The organism is Neorhizobium sp. S3-V5DH (genome assembly GCF_004343065.1).
In the GTDB taxonomy this organism is placed as follows: domain Bacteria; phylum Pseudomonadota; class Alphaproteobacteria; order Rhizobiales; family Rhizobiaceae; genus Neorhizobium; species Neorhizobium huautlense.
Genome location: NZ_SMCL01000003.1, coordinates 233,006 through 254,537, shown reverse-complemented (window position 1 = coordinate 254,537; position 21,532 = coordinate 233,006). Strand labels below are relative to the sequence as shown.

The 21,532-nt window shown below is 59.4% G+C and carries 18 protein-coding genes; 12 read left to right on the top strand and 6 right to left on the bottom strand.

The features are described 5' to 3' along the window. Nucleotides 1–83 precede the first annotated feature (83 nt). Nucleotides 84–992 (top strand): helix-turn-helix domain-containing protein, encoded by a 909-nt coding sequence (locus EDE09_RS07175; protein ID WP_105371357.1) that lies wholly within the window; start codon nucleotides 84–86, stop codon nucleotides 990–992. Nucleotides 993–1,126: 134 nt separating this feature from the next. Then, on the top strand, nucleotides 1,127–2,755 hold the full coding sequence (locus tag EDE09_RS07170) for an FAD-dependent oxidoreductase (protein WP_105371358.1): 1,629 nt from the start codon (nucleotides 1,127–1,129) through the stop codon (nucleotides 2,753–2,755). 13 nt (nucleotides 2,756–2,768) lie between these two features. Here EDE09_RS07170 and EDE09_RS07165 read toward each other — a convergent pair whose 3' ends face one another. The 4 genes from EDE09_RS07165 to EDE09_RS07150 all read right to left on the bottom strand — a co-directional run bounded on the left by EDE09_RS07165 (nucleotide 2,769) and on the right by EDE09_RS07150 (nucleotide 7,232). Further along, complete coding sequence (locus tag EDE09_RS07165) at nucleotides 2,769–3,779, bottom strand: acyltransferase (RefSeq protein ID WP_105371359.1); 1,011 nt, start codon at nucleotides 3,777–3,779, stop codon at nucleotides 2,769–2,771. A gap of 77 nt (nucleotides 3,780–3,856) precedes the next feature. Further along, the gene (locus EDE09_RS07160) at nucleotides 3,857–5,185 is read right to left on the bottom strand and encodes an O-antigen ligase (RefSeq protein ID WP_105371360.1); all 1,329 of its coding nucleotides are present in this window, start codon (nucleotides 5,183–5,185) and stop codon (nucleotides 3,857–3,859) included. 7 nt (nucleotides 5,186–5,192) lie between these two features. Beyond that, nucleotides 5,193–6,446, bottom strand: a complete 1,254-nt coding sequence (locus EDE09_RS07155; protein ID WP_105371361.1) for a polysaccharide biosynthesis/export family protein — start codon at nucleotides 6,444–6,446, stop codon at nucleotides 5,193–5,195. A 105-nt stretch (nucleotides 6,447–6,551) separates the two neighbouring features. Next, a complete protein-coding gene (locus EDE09_RS07150; RefSeq protein ID WP_105371362.1) occupies nucleotides 6,552–7,232 on the bottom strand; it encodes a sugar transferase in 681 nt (226 codons plus the stop codon). A 729-nt stretch (nucleotides 7,233–7,961) separates the two neighbouring features. Here EDE09_RS07150 and EDE09_RS07145 point away from each other — a divergent pair. Both EDE09_RS07145 and EDE09_RS07140 read left to right on the top strand, forming a co-directional pair. Then, nucleotides 7,962–8,255 (top strand): exopolysaccharide production repressor protein, encoded by a 294-nt coding sequence (locus EDE09_RS07145; RefSeq protein ID WP_105371363.1) that lies wholly within the window; start codon nucleotides 7,962–7,964, stop codon nucleotides 8,253–8,255. Between the two features lie 85 nt (nucleotides 8,256–8,340). Then, nucleotides 8,341–9,342, top strand: a complete 1,002-nt coding sequence (locus tag EDE09_RS07140; RefSeq protein ID WP_132409479.1) for a glycosyltransferase family 2 protein — start codon at nucleotides 8,341–8,343, stop codon at nucleotides 9,340–9,342. Here EDE09_RS07140 and EDE09_RS07135 read toward each other — a convergent pair. Together EDE09_RS07135 and EDE09_RS07130 are read right to left on the bottom strand one after the other, a co-directional pair. Further along, entirely contained in the window at nucleotides 9,333–10,277 is a 945-nt protein-coding gene (locus EDE09_RS07135) for a polysaccharide pyruvyl transferase family protein (protein WP_105371365.1), read from the bottom strand. The two genes, EDE09_RS07140 and EDE09_RS07135, sit on opposite strands and share 10 nt — an antisense overlap. A 42-nt stretch (nucleotides 10,278–10,319) precedes the next feature. Continuing rightward, the gene (locus EDE09_RS07130; protein WP_132409477.1) at nucleotides 10,320–11,288 is read right to left on the bottom strand and encodes a glycosyltransferase family 2 protein; all 969 of its coding nucleotides are present in this window, start codon (nucleotides 11,286–11,288) and stop codon (nucleotides 10,320–10,322) included. Between the two features lie 760 nt (nucleotides 11,289–12,048). Between EDE09_RS07130 and EDE09_RS07125 the strand changes: the two genes are divergently transcribed. The 8 genes from EDE09_RS07125 to EDE09_RS07090 all read left to right on the top strand — a co-directional run bounded on the left by EDE09_RS07125 (nucleotide 12,049) and on the right by EDE09_RS07090 (nucleotide 21,526). Then, the gene (locus EDE09_RS07125) at nucleotides 12,049–13,206 is read left to right on the top strand and encodes an acyltransferase (RefSeq protein ID WP_245505081.1); all 1,158 of its coding nucleotides are present in this window, start codon (nucleotides 12,049–12,051) and stop codon (nucleotides 13,204–13,206) included. Nucleotides 13,207–13,209: 3 nt separating this feature from the next. Beyond that, nucleotides 13,210–14,007 (top strand): glycoside hydrolase family 16 protein, encoded by a 798-nt coding sequence (locus EDE09_RS07120; protein ID WP_162712387.1) that lies wholly within the window; start codon nucleotides 13,210–13,212, stop codon nucleotides 14,005–14,007. Nucleotides 14,008–14,074: 67 nt separating this feature from the next. Beyond that, on the top strand, nucleotides 14,075–15,268 hold the full coding sequence (locus tag EDE09_RS07115) for a glycosyltransferase (protein WP_132409475.1): 1,194 nt from the start codon (nucleotides 14,075–14,077) through the stop codon (nucleotides 15,266–15,268). An 8-nt stretch (nucleotides 15,269–15,276) separates the two neighbouring features. Next, nucleotides 15,277–16,278 (top strand): glycosyltransferase family 2 protein, encoded by a 1,002-nt coding sequence (locus EDE09_RS07110; protein WP_132409473.1) that lies wholly within the window; start codon nucleotides 15,277–15,279, stop codon nucleotides 16,276–16,278. Continuing rightward, nucleotides 16,278–17,207: a glycosyltransferase family 2 protein gene (locus EDE09_RS07105; protein WP_132409471.1), complete on the top strand. Its 930-nt coding sequence runs from the start codon at nucleotides 16,278–16,280 to the stop codon at nucleotides 17,205–17,207. The genes EDE09_RS07110 and EDE09_RS07105 overlap by 1 nt, the downstream gene beginning before the upstream one ends. Beyond that, entirely contained in the window at nucleotides 17,204–18,217 is a 1,014-nt protein-coding gene (locus EDE09_RS07100; RefSeq protein WP_132409469.1) for a glycosyltransferase family 2 protein, read from the top strand. Before EDE09_RS07105 ends, EDE09_RS07100 begins: the two co-directional genes overlap by 4 nt. Beyond that, nucleotides 18,208–19,113 carry a UTP--glucose-1-phosphate uridylyltransferase gene (locus EDE09_RS07095; RefSeq protein WP_132409467.1) on the top strand — a complete coding sequence of 302 codons (906 nt, stop codon included), beginning with the start codon at nucleotides 18,208–18,210 and terminating at the stop codon, nucleotides 19,111–19,113. The genes EDE09_RS07100 and EDE09_RS07095 overlap by 10 nt, the downstream gene beginning before the upstream one ends. A 76-nt stretch (nucleotides 19,114–19,189) precedes the next feature. Beyond that, on the top strand, nucleotides 19,190–21,526 hold the full coding sequence (locus tag EDE09_RS07090; protein WP_132409465.1) for a polysaccharide biosynthesis tyrosine autokinase: 2,337 nt from the start codon (nucleotides 19,190–19,192) through the stop codon (nucleotides 21,524–21,526). The last annotated feature ends 6 nt before the right edge of the window (nucleotides 21,527–21,532 follow it).

The window sequence follows — 21,532 nt, the reverse complement described above, 5'->3', positions numbered from 1 at the left end:
CCTCTGATGTGTTGAGGTTTCAGCTCCTGCGCTGATAATCTCATCTTGGGGGCGGGATCAAATCGACAAATTGGGGGAAAAGGATGGACGAAATTGAAGGTAGCGTTCTGGCTGGAATTCCCATGGGGGCACTCGCCCTGACGCTGACGCGTTCAACCATAAGGATGCAGCATTCCCATACCTGGGGTGTCGACAAATCGAACAGCGTCCATGACCTGATTATATGCCTAACGGGCTCGGCTCGTTACGAGGTCGAGGACGAGACGATCGACATGGCGCCGGGCAGGGCCATGCTTCTGCCTGCCGGCGTACGCTTCGTCGGCTACTCTACGTCAACGGAGCCCTATACCGGGATTGCCCAGCATTTCACGCTCGATCTCTTCGGGCGCCTCGACATGATTGCGCAGATGAACCTCAGGAAAGCGGTGACGCTTGCCCGCTGGGACATGATGCAGCCATTGACCCGCTACTACCACGACAATGCGCCACCCTATTCCACGACCCTTCTCCAGCATCACCTCTTCATGTTCCTACTGATCGAGTTCATTGAGCAGGCGCATATCGGCTGGAAGGAGCAGTCGGTCGGAAACGTGAACAATCCCGACGCCCTTTCGTTTTCCGTGATGGTTGCCGCCAGCCAGATCGCGGCCGATCCCTTGAACGACGAGATCGTGGAACGGGCGGTCGGCGCGGTGCCCTACAACAGCGATTACTTCAAGCGTGAATTCCGCAAGCGGGTCGGTTGGACGCCGGACAAATATCAGGAGTTCAAGCGGATGGAACGCGCCATGGGACTGATGGCCGGAGGTTGCAGTGTAAAACGCGCGGCCGAACTCTCCGGATATTCGGATGCCTATTACTTCTCCCGAATGTTCAAACGCTATATCGGCATCAGCCCGCTGGGCTACCAGCAGTCGGAAAGAAGAAGCCGAGAAGGAGCGTTTCCGCGAGGCGAAGAGGATGGGCAACTGCTTTACCCGCTGACACGATGAGACCGACAGGAATGTGGCGGGGAGACATTCATGGCACGACATCACAAAGAAGTTCCGGCTTTGCGAAATTGAGCTGTCCCAAGTGGATCATTTCGCGTTATCTGCTGATGGTAGGCTCTTGCTGAAAGGCGGCCATGGCAGCGGCGGACCGTGTTAGGGGATCAGAGACGGCGGACATATGTATCGTCGGCGCGGGGCCTGTGGGACTTGCGCTTGCCTTCAAGCTGGAAAAGCTTGGACTTGACGTCACTCTTCTGGAAATGGGAGCCGATGGCGCTGCCATCGCTGGCAATACAGGCAATATCGAATTCCAGAACGCTCATCACGCGCCTTCGCTTGCGATGTCGCGACCCGGAATTGGCGGCGCCTCGGCGCTCTGGGGCGGACGTTGCGTCGCCTTCGACGACCTGGATTTCGAGAAGCGCGGCCATGTGCCTTTTTCCGGCTGGCCGTTGCCGCACGAATCCCTGCGTTCATATTATCCGGAGGCCTTCTCCTTTCTCAACTGCAGCCCGACGCAAACGGCTCCCGAGAAACTTTGCATCGCCGACGCGTCGATCTCCACCGAGGCGATCGAGCGCTGGAGCCGGCAGCCAGATCTCGGTGCCGAAAGCGCGAGGCGGCTGAACGGCTCCCGGCGGATACGGCTGGTGAATGGCCGAGCCACCGGCATCCGGCTCGATTCCTCCGGCGGGCGGGTCGAGTGCATAACGGTTCATCGAGACGGCGAGGAAATGCATGTTGCAGCCGGGAACTTTGTCCTCGCGGGTGGCGGGCTGGAAAATGCCCGCCTGCTTCTCTCGCTGCAACGGGACAGGTCCGAATTCGGTGGTGGAAGTGAGGGTCCTACCGGGCGGTTCTATCAGGGGCACCTGACAGGGTATATCGCGTTGCTGCACTTGGAGAAGCCCGCCATGGCGAGACAGTTCGCCTTTCAGCTTGACGACCAGGGTTACATCGTTCGCAGACGGTTTCAGGTCTCGACGGCCGTACAGCTGAAGGAGCGGTTACTCAACTGCGTCTTTTGGCTGGATGCCGTCTCGATCGCAGATCCGATCCACGGATCCGGCAGCTTGTCGCTCGTCTATCTCTTCCTGAAGGCTTTGGGGCTCTATCGCCGCCTTTCGAACGGGCTCGCTCCGACATCGAGAGGGACGCAGAACATCAACCGCAGGGAGCACTGGAGGAATATCGTCACCGATCGGCGCTGGCTGATCGATCTATCCGGTGTGCTTCAAAACATGCGCCAGCGGCGCCGCAACCGGTGGCGTATTCTGATCAATCCGAAGGGTCGCTATCTCCTCCGCTATCACGCCGAGCAGGTGCCCAATCCGGAAAGCCGAGTGTTCCTCAAGGCGAATGGCGGGCAGGCGCCCAGCGATGCGTTGGCCGTCGATTACAGGGTGACCGATCAGGATCTGTCATCCGTGCTGAGGTCGCACGAGATTCTGGATGACTGGCTGCGGCGCAATGGACTTGGCCGGCTGGAATATCTGCATGATCCCGATACGCGGCGGCAAGCGGTGTTGAACCAGGCTTTTGACGGGTACCACCAGATCGGCCTGAGCCGGATGGCGGCAACGCCGGCTGAAGGTGTCGCCGATGCCGATTGCCGCGTCCACGGGATAGCCAATCTTTATCTCGCAGGCAGCTGCCTGTTCCCGACGGGCGGGCACGCCAATCCCACCCTGCCGGCCGTCGCACTCGCCCTTCGCCTTGCGGATCATCTCAAGGATCAGTCTGCAGCCGCTCCGAACCGCTAACCGCACCGGCGCTTTACCGAACTGAACGCACCGGCAGACGCCGGAACGAAGGCCTCTTTCCCTTCAACAACGACTGGAGCGGCTTCTCCAGGCATTCGTAGGCGGCGATGCCGGATGCCGTGCCCAGCACGACCGCTATGAAAAGGATCGCAGCGGCGGGAAGCGAGAGCATAAAACCGATCTTGACGATGACGGAGATGGCGAAGGTGTGCCAGAGGTAGATGGAATAGGAGCTGTCGCCCAGGTAGGCGAGGAGAGGGAGTCTGCGCAGACGGGCGCCGGCCTCCATCGCCAGAGCTCCGAGCACGAGAAGGACCGCCAGCGGTCCGCAGGTCAAGGCGTCGAACTCCAACTTCAGCAGATGGATCGCTGCGAAACCCGCGACCGCCGTAGCGACGAGCGCAAGGCCGACTGTCGGGGACGGAAGGCGCCGGGCGGCCCATAGTTTCGCAAGCGCTGCGCCTGCGACAAACTCCAGAATAAGAGGTGCCGTGTAGAACGCCAGGATCGGGTTCTTTGGTTGCAGCAAGGTGCCGGCGATGACGAAGGCGCCGAACAGGAGAGCCAGGGCCAGGAGCCGCGATCCGGGCCTGAGGAACAGGACGAGCGCGAAGAGGGTGTAGAAGAAGATCTCATAATTCAGCGTCCAGCCCTGCACCAGGACCGGCCAGAGATTTCCGCTGCTGGGCGAGGCGATGGGAATGAAGAAGAAGGATCCGAGCGTGTGCGCGGGGTCGAGCCGCAGGTTCGGAAAGACGCCGGCGGCCGCGCCGATCACCATGGCGAAGGTTGCAGCCCAATAAGCCGGCGCGATGCGCAGAAGACGGTTGCGGAAGAAGTGCCCGGGACTGACCGGTCGGCTGTCGCTGATGGCCATCATGATGAAGCCGCTTACCACGAAGAACACGTCGACGCCGGCGGCACCGATTGTGAAGGGCAGGCCCGTCCGTTCGCCGGCGTGGAATATCACGACGGCCAAGGCAGCGAATGCTCTCAGATACTGGATGGAGTATAGCGTCTGCATCTAGGTTGGAGCCTCATTATGGCAGTCAAAACACAAAGAGATGTAGGCGAAGCTCGCTCGGATCAGTTTCGACCCAATCAAGAGCTCCGACGGCCCAGATCGAAGCCGTTTGCGCGTCTAAAGGATGCGGGCGCTCCGGCGCCTTGCGGGTTGCTTCTGCCGGTAGCGAAACGGTCGAAATAGGCCCGGTTTGCCTGGACCTGCCTGATCGCCAGTTTGCCGGTAGCGAAATAGAGCAGGAACGAGCCGACATGGTAAGGATGCATGATGTCGATCTCGACGAAGGACCGGATGAGCAGCAGGCCTGCAATGCTGAAGAGCAGGAGGGATTCCGGGTTCCGGGCCACCGTCAACAGCCGCCTCAAATGACCGGCGAGGGTGGTCAGCAAGATGAAGGTGAGGAGCAGTGTTCCGACCAGTCCCGTTTCCACCATGGTTTCAATGTAGGTGTTATGGAAATGGAAGCCGTTGCGGGACGCGATGAAGAAATCCTGCCAGAGCCTTTCTGCCTCGGAAAATCCGACGACCCAGTATCCCTGATAGCCAATGCCGAATAGCGGGTGCTGGCGGGCCGCCTCGATTCCCTGCTGCCACAGATAGGTTCTGCCGGTCAGGGTCGAATCCTTGCCGAAGACGGAAAGGATCGCGTCCATGGCGCCGAACTGAAGCGCGCCGACAGCTGCAATCACCACCAGAACCAGGGAGGCGGCAAAGAAGATGCGCCGGGTCCGGGGCGACAAGGACATGATCGCCTGCATCCCCAGACAAAGCGCTATGACACCGAGCGTGGTGATGACCGAGGTCGCCGATTTCGATGCCGCGAGCGAATAGGCTGAAAGCAAGCCGCTTACGGCGGCGCCGACGAGCCAGACAGATCGCGCCCGGAAGACCAGGATTGCGGCATAGGAAAAGAAAGCGCCAAGCGAGGCATAAAACCCAAGCTGGTTCTTTGAGGAGAAGGCGCCGACGAAACTGTAGCCGCCATCGATGGCGTCGTAGAGATAGGTGCCGAAAAGCAGCGAATACATCAGCACGACGGCAGTGCCGACGATCGCGCCGCGGGTGAGGGTCTGTGTGCTTATTGTCCGAACGGCGATCAGCGCACAGATGATGTGCGTGAGATACTGAATGGACGTCCGCAACGATACGCCGAAGGCAGGCGACCAGAAGGCGGAAAGAAAACAGAACAGCGCAAAGCTGAAGATCCAGATGTATTTCAGATAGTTGCCCAGCACCCGCCGATAATCGACGAGCACCAGCAGGAACCAGGCGCCATAATAGGCAAGGATCGAAATCTGCCCGAACCGGCTCGAATAGGCAAAGACGAAAAATGACAGCGCGATAGCCGCGATGCCATAGATCTCGTTGCGAGCCGGATCGATCAGCGCAGATTTGGCGATCCTCATGCCGTCCTCACTGCATCAGGAGTTCTGAGCTGACCTTGATGACGTCGCCGGGCAGAAGCCTGTCGTTTTCGCCGACAGTCATCTCCTTCGGCCCCTGGCCTTCGTCCCTCACCACCAGGTATTTGATCGTGGCGGAGTGGCCGGCGGGATCGAATTTTAGAGCTTCTGCCGATTGTGCCAATGCTTCGGACATCATTTCGCGGCTGGTAGTGAGCTGCAATCCGAGCTTTTCGAGCTCGGCCTCGGTGTCCTGCAGCTCCTTGGCGCGCTGCGCCTCCCAGTCGTTGCGAAGGTTGACTTCGTCCTGATTGGCCTTGTTGATGTCCTGTTTGGCGCGCAGCGCGGCCGTGTCCGTATCGAGCATGTTCGATTCGAGGTCTGCCGCGCGTTCCTCGGCCGTCAGGCGCCGGCTCGAGGTCGCCAACCCCTGTTCCGTCAGACGCGCCATCTTGTCCCGGTCATCGTTGACGAGTTGCAACTGGCGTTTCTGCGTTTCAGCCTTCCGGTTGAGGGACTGCACCTCGGTTTCGAGAAGGCTGCGAAGGTCCGCCAGGGCCTTTAGCTGAAGTTCATAGCGATCGCGGCGGGACTTCATGAGAGCCGCTTCGCTAGCGATCAACTGGGCGGCGTTTGGAACCTTTTCCAGCTCCGGAGGCATCTTGATTTCCGGCGCGCGGGCGATTTCTGCTTGCAGCCGTGCACGACGGGCCAGCAGTCTGCCGCGGGCCGAATCGTAAACCGCAGCGTCGCCGCGGGCATCGATGAAGTCACGCGCGAAACGCTGTCCGGCATCGGAACGGCGAAGCCCCCCCGAAAGGCTGACGGCCTTCAGCACGGTCAGATTGGGTGCATAGGGATATTCGCCGGGTGTAGTCACGTCGCCGGTGACAAAGACCGGACGGAACTGGGCGATCTCCACCGAAGCGGACGGCAGGTTGCGCAGCGCGAACTTGCCGCGCAATTCCTCGCCGATGATTTTCGCTACATCCCCGGTCGTCTTCCCCGCGGCGGGGAGGTCGCCGATGAACGGAAGCGAAAGCGAGCCAGTAGGGCCGATCGTATAGTCGCCGCTGACTGCGTCCCAGTTGCGCACGGTACCTTCGGCCGGCTGCCATTCCGCCACACGGATGCGCAGCTTGTCCATCACGCCGAGGCGATAGCTGTTGTCGTCCGCCAGGACACTGCTGGTCAGCGCAAGAAATGCGCCGGTCAGAAAGCATAAAACACGCAAGCTCCTCGCGGAGGCGGTTCCTATCTGCATGGGTTTTTTCCTCAAGTGGCGTGGAATTGCTTCCACGCTCCGGGTCCATCATTTTCCGATCCGGTCAGACGACCGAGTTCAGATCCTGTGGAAGAGAAAGAACGATCAATAACTGCCGCGTGCCATGCAAACAGCAGGGATGGTTCTCACAATGATTGCGACATCGCCGAGAAGCGACCAGTTCTGGACATACTGCGTATCGAAGGCGATGCGGCTTTCGTAGGAAACATCGTTACGGCCGCTGATCTGCCAAAGGCCGGTAAGGCCCGGGCGGGTCCGAAGGTAAAAGGCGGCAAAGCTGTCATAAAGGTTCAGCTCTTCGTCCACCACCGGCCTTGGGCCGACCACGCTCATCTCTCCGCGCAGAATGTTGAGGAGCTGAGGCAGTTCGTCGAGGCTGAGTTTACGCAATACCGTTCCCACGACTGTCACCCGGGGGTCGTTCTTGAGTTTGCGGGTCGCCCGCCACTCTTCCGCAGCTTGCGGATTGTCTCGGAGGTAATTCCGCAGAATTTCATCGCCATTGACGGCCATTGTGCGGAATTTCAGGCATTTGAACGTGCGGCCGTTATGACCGATCCGACGATGTCCGTACAAGATCGGTCCATTGTCGGAAAACTTTACCAGCGCCGCGATCATAATGAAAATGGGGCTGAAAAGGAGGAGTGCGAGGGCGGCGGCTGTTATGTCGAAGCTTCGTTTCGCCAAGCCGCCGGTGGGGAGAATCCTGCCGGCTTGGTCAGAAGTTGAAAACGGCGAACCTGCCGAACGTGTCGCTGACTTCATAGAGTGAACTCCATTTAGGTTTTGCGATAGTCGGTGCCATTACGGCGCGTATTAGCGTGCAATGTGATAATAAGTCTGTGTTCGGAATTTGATGCCAGTCAAATTTTTGGCTCAACCATCGCCGGATGGTCGGCCGGCCCCGCTGGCCCACCCTATGACTGGTTGCTTCTATTGCAATTTATGCTGATGAAAGCCGGAAAATTATTGTAAGGCTCTCGTAGAGACGGTCTGGTTACCAATATTATTCGTACTCCCTTATCTATAGATCACGCGTTCTCCCGCTTGCATTTCAGCTATACTCCCGCTGGCTTCTTTGCCGCTGGGACCAAAGTAGCTTGCAGCTAGGACCAAAGGCCCACTCCTGTTGCGCCGCAATACAATGGTGCGCTGCAATAAACGCCGGTCGGCCTTCTTAAGCTTTGTAACAAAAGTTGATCCGGCCTCGGTCCGTCTGAGCGACGGAAACGGAAAAAACGTTCCAGCGCTTGCGAACCGGGGCAAAAATATGGCGAAAAGGTGGCAATGATCTTGCGACGGCGAGCCAGAAGAGAGAAAGAAACGAGATATTTAAAAGGAACCTGCGGAACCTTACGAAAGTTTCACTAACAGTCCGGCACAATGGGCGCAGGAAAACTTGAATCCTCTCTTGCAGGCTCTTATGGTTGTTGTTGTGGGAGAGGAGCCGAAAGACCGTCAAGCCAAGCAAGTTTGCGGTCGGGAGGAACGATCATGTACGCACCGCGCGTCTTTGTCAGCATGACAGGGGTACTAATCGCTTTTGCGGTGTCGGCCTATTTTATGACCGACTCGTTTTATACGGCCTTTATACAGACGCTTATCTGTGCCGTCATTCTTCAGGTCGGTTATTTCATAGGCGTTCTTTACCTGGTGCATCGCGAAAAAAAGTACCGTGAAGAGGCCGCTTCTCCGGATTCGGTCTCTTCGAAAAGCGCCAGGGAAAGCAGCCGGCGGGACACGATGCGCGCCGATGCGGCTCCCAACGTCCCTGCAAGCGATGCCTAGCCTCGAAGGTTTTTCTACCCTTTCCACATCGCGGCCACTTTCCTAAGTCCATAGTTCCCGTGACCGATGAAGCATGGAGACCGCTATGGCCGGAACTGCTCACCAGACGATCTGCGTCATCATCGCGGCCAAGGATGCCGCGGATACCATCGGAATAGCCATCCGATCGGCCCTGCAAGAGGCTCAGGTCAGCGAGGTCGTGGTGGTGGATGATGGCTCGACCGACAGGACCGCGGATGCGGCGCGTGACGTAGACGACGGTACCGGCCGGCTTAAGGTTGTTTCATTCGACAGGAATCGCGGTCCTTCGGCTGCCCGCAACCACGCCATCGCCATGGCGACCGCTCCGCTGATTGCGATTCTGGATGCCGACGATTTCTTCTTTTCCGATCGTTTCGAACCGATGCTCGCCGAAGACGACTGGGATCTCATTGCCGACAATATTGCCTTCGTCCACGGGCAGGCAGAAACGGTCCGGCCGGAGCGTTTCCAAGCCCGTACGCGCACCATACCGCTTGTTGAATTCGTGGAGGGCAACATCTCTCGGCGCGGCCTGAAGCGAGGCGAAACAGGCTTCCTGAAGCCGGTGATCCGGCGGTCCTTCATTGAGGCGCATCGCCTGCGCTACAAGGAGGAAATGCGTCTCGGTGAAGATTATGACTTCTATGTCCGGGCGCTTGCCAAGGGCGCCCGCTACAAGGTGATCGAGCATTGCGGTTATGGCGCCGTGATACGGGCAAATTCCCTGAGCGGTCGCCACCGGACGGAAGATCTGCGCCAGTTCTACGAGGCGGATGAGGCCATCCTGGCGGATCCGGGACTGCCGCCGGCGGCGCGTGACGTCATCAAGCAGCATAGAGATCATATTCGCGGCAAATACGAGCTACGTGCCTTCCTGGACGTCAAGTCGAAGGCGGGAAAACTCGCTGCGATCCGCCACATGCTGGGGCGGCCGCAGGCGTTTCCCGCCGTTGTCACAGGTATCTTCTTCGATAAGCTCGATCTCTTGCGCGCGAAGTCGGGAGTACCGGCCGAAGCGCCCGCGATGCGTTATCTGCTGCCGGGCATTCCCGCCGCTCAGAAGTAATCCCTGCGTATTCCGTCGAGAACCGTGCGAAATTTCTGTTTCTTCTCCTCAAGAACGCTATCCGGGCTAAGCCGCGGTTCAGCCCGGCTCGCCTGCCAGAGAGCCAGCACGGAGGGGGCCGCAAGAAATTGCTTGGCCACGCCCCGAAGCCCGTTCTGGGGCGGGGCAGGGCGGACGATGACCTCGCCGGCAGGCGCTTCGGAAGCTGTTGGGAAAGCCGGCGGCTGTTTGTCGAAACGCATGCCCCAGAAACGCGATTGTTTGGCCGCCGCTTCAGCGCGCGTCGAGACTGGAACGTAGCGCGGCTCATAGGTCGTGCCTACGGAGCTTGCCCAGTCGTTCCATTTGAAATTGTTGATGGAACGAGACGTGCTGACTGCCACCCAAGGCACCCGGAATGCATCCGCAAGGATGGCCCCGTGCATGGATTCGGCGACGATCAGCTCCGACTGGGCGATGTGTCGGATCACCGACTTCGCCTCGCCTCGGGGGTCGAGATAAGTGAGGCCTACCGGCTCGCAGACGGCCCCCCACATTCCGTATTCGGCCGATTCCCAATGGGGAATGAAAGTCTTCTTGTGGATCTTCGGAACGTTCTGGAATTCTGGCATGTCAGCGATCATGGCGGCCGGATCGGTGACGCCCATATCGAGCGAAAGCCCGAGTTTTTGGGCCGTCAGAGGCCCGCGCACCGCGCGGACATCCCATTCGGCGGCATTGCCGGTTTCAGGAGGGGTGCCATAACCGTATCCGCTTCCAACGACGAGTTTTTTCTGGCCGCTGGGAAGAAGTACCGGATTGAGTACCGTGCCAACTCCCACCAGCAGAACGTCCGGATGGACGTCCCGGAAGCCCGGAAGCAGGAAGTCCCAGAGCCAGAGATTGAGATCGTCGCCGAAATTTCCGTGATGCGATTCCCAGTAGTACGCTTTCATGCGGGCCTCCATGGGATGATGATTGAAAGGGATGTGCGGATATCAGCGCGCATTGCGGCCAAGCTTTCCAGCACCAAGTTCGAAAGCGGCCCGGATGAGCCCCGGGTCGCGCATGACCCAACGGGCGAGCAGACCAAAATCAGGCGATTGCCGCCGTTTGACCCGCCCGGCCTGGCTCCAGAGGGCCTGGCGGCGGGCGGTGTTCTTGTAGGAGGCAATCGACGCCACGTCGCTCGGGCGCGAGCGAAAACGTTCTTCGAGCGTATCGAGTGCCACCCAGGTGTTGAATTGCTGTCGAAGGAATTGCGGCGAGCGGTTGTCGATGCTGTGGAAGATGTTGAGCCCCATTCCGCGGGCCGCGCCCGGCGCATCGCAAAGCAGTGTCCGCTTCGATTTCAGGATGCAGTCGCAGAAGAAGAGCACATCCTCCGCCGCCAACCGCAGCGACGGCTCGAACCGGATGCTTTCGAAGACCGGCCGGCCGATGACCATGCAGGAAAGATGTAGGAAACTCCAATTCTTGAGCATGACGCTCGCCAGGTCCGGCATCTCGATGACCAACGGGTTCTCGGAGACCCGAACGCCGCCCTCCGTCCGCTCGAGTTCGGCCATTCCGAAGTGGTAATAGAATTCCTCACTGGGCTGCATCGAGGCCCAATAGCACTCCGCGTCGAACCGGGTCATGCTGTCATAGGCATTCTTGAGATGGTCCGGCAGCCAGACGTCGTCAGAATCCAGCAGCGCGACGAATCGGGTGTCTGCGGGCACATTGTCGAGACCGGTATTGCGCGCGCTCCCTGGTCCTCCGTTCGGCTGGCGAATGACGCGAATGCGAGATTTCCAAACCTTATCAACATCTTGAAGCTCAATGTCGGCGGGCAGGGGGGACTCATCGTCGACGACGACTATGTCAAAGTCCTGATAGTTCTGATCGAAAATCGATGTCAGCGCCCGGCGCAGTATGCCGGCCTCTTTCTGGTAAAACGGGATAACAACCGTGAACGTCGCCATGTTTTCGCCCCTGCTTCCTCAAAGAATTGCAAGCCGTTGACTCTCGTCGGGCTCCGGGTTTAGGCGGCAGCTCGCTGCCGTATTAGACTGAACTCCAGCAACGGGATTTTGACATATGCTCCAGCCAAAGGCGTGAAGCGATCACGCCAAATTCCGGCTGAAGCGGGCTATCAAAGACCGTCACATTCAGGCTGAAATTTGTCACGGCGCCGATTCCGGCAAGAGCACCCATGCCGGAAGATTTCGAATTAACGGCTGAGACGCCTATTTCTCCTGCAGTTTCCGGCCGTGATCGACGCGGTGGATCTCACCATATTTCGCAACGGTGTCTGATGTGCTCTACGAAAAATTCGGCCATTGATCCCTCATGGAGGCGAGGGTCAGTAACTCTGCCTTCTCCGCCTTAATGTGCCGCAAAAGCGCCTTTATTTTGCCCCAATTTAGATGGGTTCAGATCTCGCGCGGTAATCCCGTACGGTCACATAGAACGTTTTTGTCGCCGAGAAACAGATTTTTTTCGCGTGCTGCACTGCAACAATCATCTATGAGAACTTGGCACGAAACCCTTGGAAATTATGATGGGTGCTACAATTTCTGAGGGGTGAAAACCAGTCGAGGCGCGTCGTTTCGAGACCTGTCATCAACGTTTTTTGCTGCGTCGCCACATTTTGCGCCAAAGTCGGGGCGATCCTTTTTCGGATTGCGGGCTCAAGTCTGCTCTGATTGAAACGGCGGTGAAGGGAGGCACTGCCCAAAAGGGGTGACTCGTTTGACTGTTGATCAGAACATATCCTCCCGTATCAATTTGATGCGTATCCTGCTGATTTCCGGCATCGTCTTCGTGCATGTGCCGCATGATCCGCAGACCAGCCCCTTCATTGGGGCGAACGGGTTCTTCGACTGGCTGAGGGTCTTTCTAGGCGACAGCCTGTTCCGCATCGGCGTGCCATGCCTGAGCGTTATTTCGGGCTACCTGTTGTTCCAGCGCGGCTGGAGCGGGTTCGACTATTCAAAGACACTCCGCTCGAAGGCGAGAACCGTGCTGCTTCCGTTCCTGCTTTGGAACGTAGGCCTGTTTGCTGCGGTGTTCGCTGCTCAGCGCATCGGTATCGGCGAAGGATATTTCCCCGATCTGTGGAATGCTGCGCCGCGCGAATTGCTCAGTTCCGCGCTGGCGACGGAAGAACTGCCGATCAATCTTCCCCTCTATTTCCTGCGCGATCTCGTCGTCTGCATCATCCTTTCGCCGATCCTGGCGTTCCTGGTCCGCCGGTACCCCGGGCCTACGCTCGGCGTCCTGTTTTTCGTGGCGATCCTGCCCGAGGTGACGCTCGGGATCGTGCTGAAGAAAACGATCCTTTTCAGCTTCACGCTGGGAATATTCCTGGCGCTCTACCGGCAGGACCTCAAGGCTCTCGACCGTTTTGCCGGCATCGGAAGTGCAACTGCCCTTGCAGCGGCAGCCCTGCTTTCCGTCGCGCAATACCATACCGGGCCCGACTTCCCCTGGGTTGTCGATCTTGCCCGCAATACCCTGTCGATGCTCGGTGTGGTGGGTTTCTGGCTGATGTCCTCCTTCCTGATTCGGCTGCCTATCAGCCAACGTCTCGCCGCCACCGGCAGCCTGAGCTTCTGGATATTCTGCGCCCATTATCCACTGCTCGTGGTGATGTGGATGGTGTGGAACCGGCTGGCGGGGGATGAGTTCTATCTGCTCTTCTACTTCGGCGCGGCGTTGGGGAGCTTCATCATCCTCGCCTTCTCCAACCGCTACATCTCTCGTGCAATGCCGGCGCTTTACGAAGTGCTGACCGGCAGCCGCGGGCGCAAGGCCAAACTTACCGCAGCTGCAAAGTCCCATTCTCCTGCCGGACTTTCTCGCCCTGGCGAGCCGGCCATGACGCAACAACAAAGGTGAAACATGATGGCGAAAGCCAGACAGATTCAGCAAACCTGCAAGATCATCATCGCAACCGCGGCGTTGGGCATGCTTTCGTCTGCCGCGTTCGCGCAGCAGGGTGCGAACAGCAAATCCTTCGTGGAAAACTTCGACAGCCTCGACCGCTCCTTCTGGTACGTTTCCGACGGCTGGAATAACGGCAGCCATCAGAACTGCACATGGTCGAAGAAGCAGGTACGGGTCGAGAACGGTATCTTGCAGCTGGAATTTTCCGAAGGCAAAGCCAAGGATCGAAACTACGCCTGCGGAGAGATTCAGACGAAGGCTCGCTACGGATATGGTACCTACGAGGTGCGCATGAAGGCGGCGACCGGCTCCGGCCTGAATTCGGCGTTCTTCACCTATATCGGCCCCACCGACAAGAAACCGCATGACGAGATCGACTTCGAAGTTCTCGGCAAGAACGCGGGCGAAGTACAGGTCAATCAGTATATCGGTGCGAAGGGCGGCAATGAAAAGCTGGTGCCGGTCGCCGGCGGCGCCGACCAGGGGTTCAACGACTATGCCTTCATCTGGGAAGAAAACCGCCTTCGTTATTTCCTGAACGGAAAACTCGTCCAGGAAGTGACCGACAAGGCGAAGATACCGTCGAACCCTCAGAAGATCTTCCTCAGCCTCTGGGGTACGGACACCCTGAAGAATTGGATGGGCGCGTTCTCCTATACCCAGCCGGCCTCGATGTCTGTCGACCGCATCGCCTTTACGGCGCTTGGCGAGGACTGCCGTTTTCCCGAATCCGTGCTTTGCACGCTTGACTGAGGCATTTGCTCTCCCGGTTTTCCAACAGGTTGGAAGGGCCGGGAGGGACTGAAAGGAGTTGGACGACTTGAGTCTGAATGTTCTCTATCTCGCTCACGATCTGGCCGACGCGGCGATCAGGCGCCGCGTACTCACGCTGAAGGCGGGTGGCGCAGAGGTTACTGTCGCGGGTTTCAAGCGTGGAGCCAGCGTATTGGCGGACGAGCGCGATGTACCGACCACAGTGCTCGGGAGAACTGCGGACGGCCGTTTCGCCCAGCGTATCGGCGCGGTGATCGCTGCGCGAATGACCTTGAAGTCGAAATTGGCCGGAGTGACGCGGCCAGACGTCATCATCGCCCGCAACCTGGAGACCCTGGCGCTTGCGGGCCACGCGGCCTCGCTGTTCGGTCGCGACATTCCGGTGGTTTATGAATGCCTCGATATTCACAGGCTGCTCCTGGACGAAGGCGCCAAGGGCCGGCTGATGCGTCAGGTCCAGCGCTATTTCGGCCGCCGTGCCAGCCTACTGGTCACCAGTTCGCCGGCTTTCGTGGAGAATTTCTTCAAGCCCCGTTCGGGGCTCGACTTGCCGGTCCTGCTCCTGGAGAACAAGGTGCTGGCATTGAAGCCCGAAATCGTGTCTGCCGCGCCGGCACCGCGATTGCCGAAGCCTGGACAACCCTGGCGGATCGGTTGGTTCGGTGCGCTCCGCTGCCGAAAATCGCTGGATATCTTGCTCGAATTGGCAAGGCGGATGGATGGCAGGGTGGAGGTCGTTCTGCGCGGTCGCCCTGCCTACAGCGAGTTCGATGATTTCGATGCGAAGGTGAGCAGTGCGCCTCACGTGGAATTCCACGGCGCCTACCGCAATCCGGAGGATCTTGCGGCGATCTATCGCGACGTCCAATTTAGCTGGGCGATCGACTTCTTCGAGGAAGGGCTCAATTCAAGCTGGCTCCTGCCGAACCGGCTCTACGAAGGCGGTCTTTACGGCACTGTCCCGATTGCCCTTTCCGGAACCGAGACCGGGAGGTTCGTGGAGAACCGGGGAATTGGCCCGGCGATCGAAAGAGCGACGCCCGAAGCGCTCGAAATGCTGTTCAAGGGCATGACCGAGGCACGTTACCTCGATCTTGTTTCACGCCTCAGCGCTGTCGAACGCAGCCAGTGGGTTACAGGCCCTGCAGATTGCCGCGCCCTTGTTTCCCGGCTCTCCGCCCTACATCCCAACATCTCGCCGCCGGCGGATGTGCCGGCTGTATCAACCGTGCAGTCGTGAGGTGGAGTATGGTTTCGCGTTTGCTCTCCGATATCCAGGATGCCCGAACGCTTCTGGTGATCCCCTGCCTCAACGAGGCGGCGACGATCGAACCTCTTCTGCGCAAGCTTCATGCGCAGCGCGGAGCAATGGATATGCTGATCGTCGTGGCCGACGGCGGCAGCCGGGACGGCACGCCCGAGATCGTCAGCAGTCTCACGTCCGAAATTCCAGACCTCCTGCTGCTCGCCAACGCCAAGCGGATACAAAGCGCCGCCATCAATCTTGCCGTCGATCGTTTCGGAGAAGATCGGGACTATCTCATCCGCATCGACGCACATGGCGATTACCCGGATGACTATTGCCGGACCCTCATCCATGAGGCGATCGAGATGAACGCCGATTCCGTGGTGGTCGGCATGGAAACCATCGGTTTCGGCCTCTTTCAGAAGGCGACCGCCATTGCTCAGAACTCCAAGCTCGGCAACGGCGGCTCCAAGCATCGTGCGGGAGGGGGCGGCGAATGGGTCGATCACGGCCATCACGCGCTGATGCGAATTGAGGCCTTTCGTTCCGTCGGGGGTTATGACGAGAATTTCAGTCACAACGAGGACGCCGAGCTTGACTTCAGGCTGCGCGCCGCCGGCTTCCGGATCTGGATGACCGGCAAGACCTATATGACCTATTATCCGCGAGCCAGCGCTTCGGCCCTCTTCAAGCAATATCTCGCCTACGGTCGCGGCCGGGCAAAAAATCTCATGAAACACCGTTCAGTCCCGAAGCTCCGGCAGGCGATTCCGTTGGCAGTCGCACCGGTCGTTGTCGGGGCGGTTCTGGCACTCATCTATTGGTGGGCGGCGGTACCACTGGTGATCTGGGCTGCTGCCTGCCTCGGTTACGGCTTCTGGATGGCTGTCGGACAGAAAAACCCCTACGGCCCGCTCGCCTCGCTCTCGGCCATGATCATGCATTTTGCCTGGTCTGCCGGCTTCTGGCTGGAATTGGCCGGCGTCGGACGGAGGGCGGCGTGATGACGGCAGGCGAAAGATCGGTTCGTATCGATATCGGCATCTGCACCTATCGGAGGCCGGAACTGCGGGCGACGCTCGAATCCCTGTTCAGGCTCGCCGAACCCATGGGAGTCCAGCTGCGCCTGATCGTCGCCGATAACGACGCAAGTCCCAGTGCGCGGGCGCTGGTAGACGAGATGCGGGTGCATTCGCCGTTCCCGATCCACTACGTGCATTGCCCAAAATCGAATATCTCCATCGCGCGCAATGCCTGCCTTGCCGAAAGCGATGCGGACTATCTCGCCTTTATCGACGACGACGAGACGGCGACGCCTCTATGGCTCGCCGAACTCTTCTCTACCCTGATGCACAGCGGAGCCGATGCGGTTCTAGGCCCGGTCAGGGCGATTTATGATGGCCGAAGCGCCGGTTGGATGCGGAAGGGTGATTTCCACTCCACCATGCCGGTGTGGGTCGAGGGGCGTATCAGAACCGGTTACACCTGCAACGTTTTGCTCGACATGCGCTCGCCGGCGGTATCTGGGCGACGGTTTGCGCTGTCGCTTGGACAGAGCGGTGGCGAGGATACGCATTTCTTTACGGGATTGACCGACGACGGCGGGCGCATCGAGTTCGCCCGGGACGCCATCGTCGAAGAACGGGTTCCGGAAAAGCGCGCCAGCTTTTCTTGGCTTGCCAAGCGCCGTTTCCGGTCAGGTCAGACGCATGGGCGCATTCTTGCCGCGAAAAATGCCGGCCTGAGCCGTGTCAAACAGACCGGAGTTGCGGGCCTGAAATTCGTCTTCTGCGCGGCAATGGGCGCGGCGACGGCATTTTCACCCGTCAAGCGCAATCGTTATGTCCTGCGCGCTGCGCTTCATGCCGGCGTGGTCTCCGGCACACTGGGGATGCGCGAAATCCGACAATATGGAGCCGTCGAAACCGCATGACGATGTCCGATTTCCAGCCAGATGTGAGCTTTGTGATCGCGGCTTACAATGCCCAGGATACGATCGGGCAAGCGATTGCCAGCGCTCTTGCCCAGATCGGCGTAGCGGTAGAGGTGATCGTCATCGACGATTGCTCGAAGGACGCCACGCGAGAACTCGTACGCCACTATCCGGACGAGCGGGTGCGGCTCATCGAGCAGGAGGAAAACGGCGGACCTGCAGCGGCCCGCAATGCCGGGTTTGCGGCGGCGCGGGGACGATGGATTGCCGTTCTCGACGCCGACGACACGGTCTATCCCACCCGTCTGCTGACGATGCTGGAGCGTGCTGAGGAAGCCGAGGCTCAGGTGGTACTCGACAATCTCGACGTGGTTCCCATTGAGGGCGGAAAGCCGCAGACCATGTTTGCCCGGGAAGAGCTCAAGCGGCGGCCGATCCTGACGCTTGCCGACTTCATCGGCTCGAACGTGATCTTCCAGTCGACCTTCAATTTCGGTTACATGAAGCCGATCTTTGAACGCGATTTCCTGGTCCGTCACCAACTGCGTTTTGATGACACGCTGAGGGTAGGGGAAGACTACCTGCTGCTCGCGTCGGCGCTTGCCTGCGGTGCACGCTGCGCAATCACTCCGGATGTCGGCTACGTCTATCACCTGAGGCAGGGTTCGATTTCGCGGGTGCTGGAGCAGTCCCACATCGACGCGATGCTGGCTTCCGACCGGGCCTTTCTCGCCCGCTACAAACTGGATGCCAAGGCCATGGCGGCTCAAACCCGCCGCACCAGAAGTTTCCACGAGGCGACGGCATTTCTAACGCTCGTCGACGAAATCAAGAAAGGCTCCGTGGGGGGCTTCTTGAAAACAGCAGTCCGGCATCCGGGTGCACTCAAGCACCTGCGTATGCCGATTGCTGTCCGCATGCGCCGGCTGGTGGGACACCGCTGGCGCCAACTGAAATCCGATCGGATAGGGCGGGGGCGCCCTCCGGAAAGGACGAAGGAATGGATATGAACAGACCAGTTCGAAAGGCGGTGATCCCCGTCGCAGGCAACGGCACTCGGTTCCTGCCGGCCACCAAGGCCATGCCGAAAGAAATGTTGACGATCGTCGATCGCCCCGTCGTCCAGTATGCGGTCGATGAAGCCATGCAGGCAGGGATCGAGAACATCATTTTCGTCACCAGCCGCAACAAGACCGCGATCGAGGACTATTTCGACAGCGCTCCGGAACTTATCGCCACCCTGACGCGCTCGGGTAAGACCGTACAGGTAACGCAGCTCGAGAAGATGCTGCCGGTCGCCGGCACCGTAAGCTACACCCGTCAACAGGTGCCGCTCGGCCTCGGACATGCGGTCTGGTGCGCCCGTGAGCTTGTCGGCGACGAGCCTTTCGCCCTCCTGCTTCCCGACATGGTGTCCTACGGCCCGCAGGGATGCATGGCCGGCCTGATGGACCTATATGAAGAGGTCGGAGGCAATGTCTTCGCGGTCGAGGAATGCGCACCCGAGGAGACATCGAGCTACGGCGTCGTTGGTGTCGGTCGGGGCGTCAAGAACGGTTTCGAAGTGACGGCCATGGTCGAAAAGCCGAAACCGGAGGACGCGCCGTCAAATTATTACCTGAATGGCCGCTATATTCTTCAGCCGGAGATCTTCGAGCTTCTGGCCAGCCAGGAACGTGGCGCCGGCAACGAGATCCAGCTGACCGACAGCATGCACAAGCTTGCCCAGGTCCAGCCGTTCCATGCGCATCCTTACAAGGGGCGCACATTTGATTGCGGCAGCAAGCGCGGCTTTATCGAGGCCAATGTGGCATTCGCCATGTTGCGCGCCGACATGGGCGCAGAAATCCATGCCTCTCTCAAGGAGCTGCTGATGTCGCACGAGACGCGCGTCCAGGCCGCATAGCATAATCAAACCTATTTGCGGCGGGCGGCAGCACCAACTGCCGTCCGTCACTTACAAGCTCCGGAAAGCGAGCCCAATGGATCAGGTAAACTTTCGACCGCGAACAATATTTCCGAGCGAGACGCGCGACAGCGACACGTTCCTCGATCTCGACAAGCTCTGGGCAGCGGTCATACGCCGCCTGGGCGTGATCATTGCATGCATAGTTGCGACGGTCGTTCTCGCAGGGCTCTATCTTTTCATGGCCCAGCCAATCTACACGGCGATGACGCAGATTCTCATCGACGAAAATCTCTCGCGCTACGCTGAGGATGAGAAGGACAGCCAGACCGCCCAGCAGATCGACAACCGCATGTCGAGCGCCGTGGAAATCCTCAAATCGAAGGCACTGGCACTGCGCGTCGTTGATAAGGGGAAGTTCGACCAAAACGAGACGCTGGTGAATCCACCGAAATCACCCGTCGATCTCGCCAAGGGCGCGATCAAGAGCGTGACATCTCTGCTGACGCCGGGCGGACCGCCCCCCTCTGAAGAGCTCGAGCGCATGGGCCGTCGCGAGAAGGCGGCCGCCGTTCTGCAGCAGGCTCTGACGGTGGAGCGGGTCGGGCGCAGTTCGGTCATCGCGATTTCCATCCGCTCTCCGGATCCGCAGCTTTCCGCGGCGATTGCTCGCACTTATGCGGATTCCTATCTGACCGACCAGCTCAATGCCAATTTTGACGCGTCTGAACGAGCCTCGTTCTGGCTGCAGGAGCGGCTGAACGACCTCAACAGCCGCGCGCAGCAGGCTTCCCTCGCTGTTGAACAGTACAAGACCGAGCATGGGCTTGTTTCTCCGCGCGGTGAGCTCCTCTCCAGTCAGCAGCTCTCCGATCTCAACAGCCAGTTGATCGTCGCCCAGGCGGATTCCGCGACCGCTTCAGCGCGCTACCAGCAATATAAAGCGATCATCGACAAGGGTGCTGAGGCGGCCGTCGAGAATGCAGTCATTTCGGCGCGCGATACCGACAACTCGGTGATCCAGGATCTTCGCAAGCGCTATATCGCAATCAATGATCGCGAGCGGGGCGTCATCCAGCAGTTCGGCGCGGATCATCCCCAGGCAGTTGCCCTCAAGAGCGAGAAGGAGGAGATCTCCCAGCAGATCTACCGCGAACTTCAGCAGCTGACGGGAAGTTTCCGCAACGAATTCGAGGTTGCGAGCTCTCGCGAAAAGTCGCTGCGGGATAGCATCGACCGGGTCGCCGGCCGCAATTCCGAAGCCAATGTCTCGATGGTGCAGCTTCGCGAACTGGAGCAGAAGGCTGCGGCCCTGAAGACGCTTTATGAGTCATATCTCGGTCGATTTGAAGAGGCGACCCAGAGGCAATCGTTCCCGATCGCCAAGGCACGGGTGATTTCCGAGGCTGGTACACCGACGGCCCCCTCCAGCCCGCGCAAGACGCTCACCATGGCATTGTCGGTCGTCCTCGGGCTGATGCTCGGCTGCGCGGCAGCGACATTGTTGGAACTGCGCGAGCGCTTCTTCCGCACCGGTGATGATGTTCAGGACAAGCTGGGCCTTCGCTTCCTCGGCTACCTGCCGACGCTCTCCGGCATCCATGCCGAAGAAAAGCCGGCACCTCAACCGACCGAAGCGGAGGCTGCGGCTGCACCGCCCGGCAACCCGATCTCGTTCAGGCGTCTGATGAGGGTCGCTGTCGAAGCGCCGCGTTCGCAGTTTGCCGAAACGCTCAGAAATACCAAGCTTGCCTGCGATATCATGCTGCAGGAGCGCAAATGCCGGGTCATCGGTGTCGTTTCCTGCCTTCCTGGCGAGGGCAAGTCGATGGTTGCCGCGAATTTCGCAGGTCTCATCGCCTCGAGCGGCGTGCGCACCCTCGTGATCGATGCGGATCTCCGCAATCCGGGCTTGAGCCGCATGCTGGCATCGGAGCCGGAGATCGGTCTGGTCGAGGTCGTGTTGCAGAAGACGTCCTGGACCAATGCCGCCCGGGTAGATCGCCGGTCGCGACTGACAATCCTGCCGATGACGACGCGCAGCAAGCAGCTTGCCCATACGAGCGAACTCCTTGCTTCAGCCGGCATGAGCCAGTTCCTTGAAAGCGTCAAGGATGCGTTCGATGTCATCGTCGTGGATCTGGCGCCGCTTATCCCGGTGATCGATGCCAAGGCTTTCGAGCCTTATGTCGACGGCTTTGTCTTCGTGACCGAATGGGGTGTCACACCGACGAAGGCAGTGCAGTCGGTGATGCGTTCGGAGCCGCAGATCGCTTCCAAGACGGTCGGCGTCATCCTCAACAAGACGGAGATGTCGGAACTGCACCGCTATGCGGATCCTGGCGCACCCGAGCGGCTGCGCAACAATTACCTCTCCTACTACAAGGAAGGCTCCGCGTCGGCGCCTCGATAAACTGAA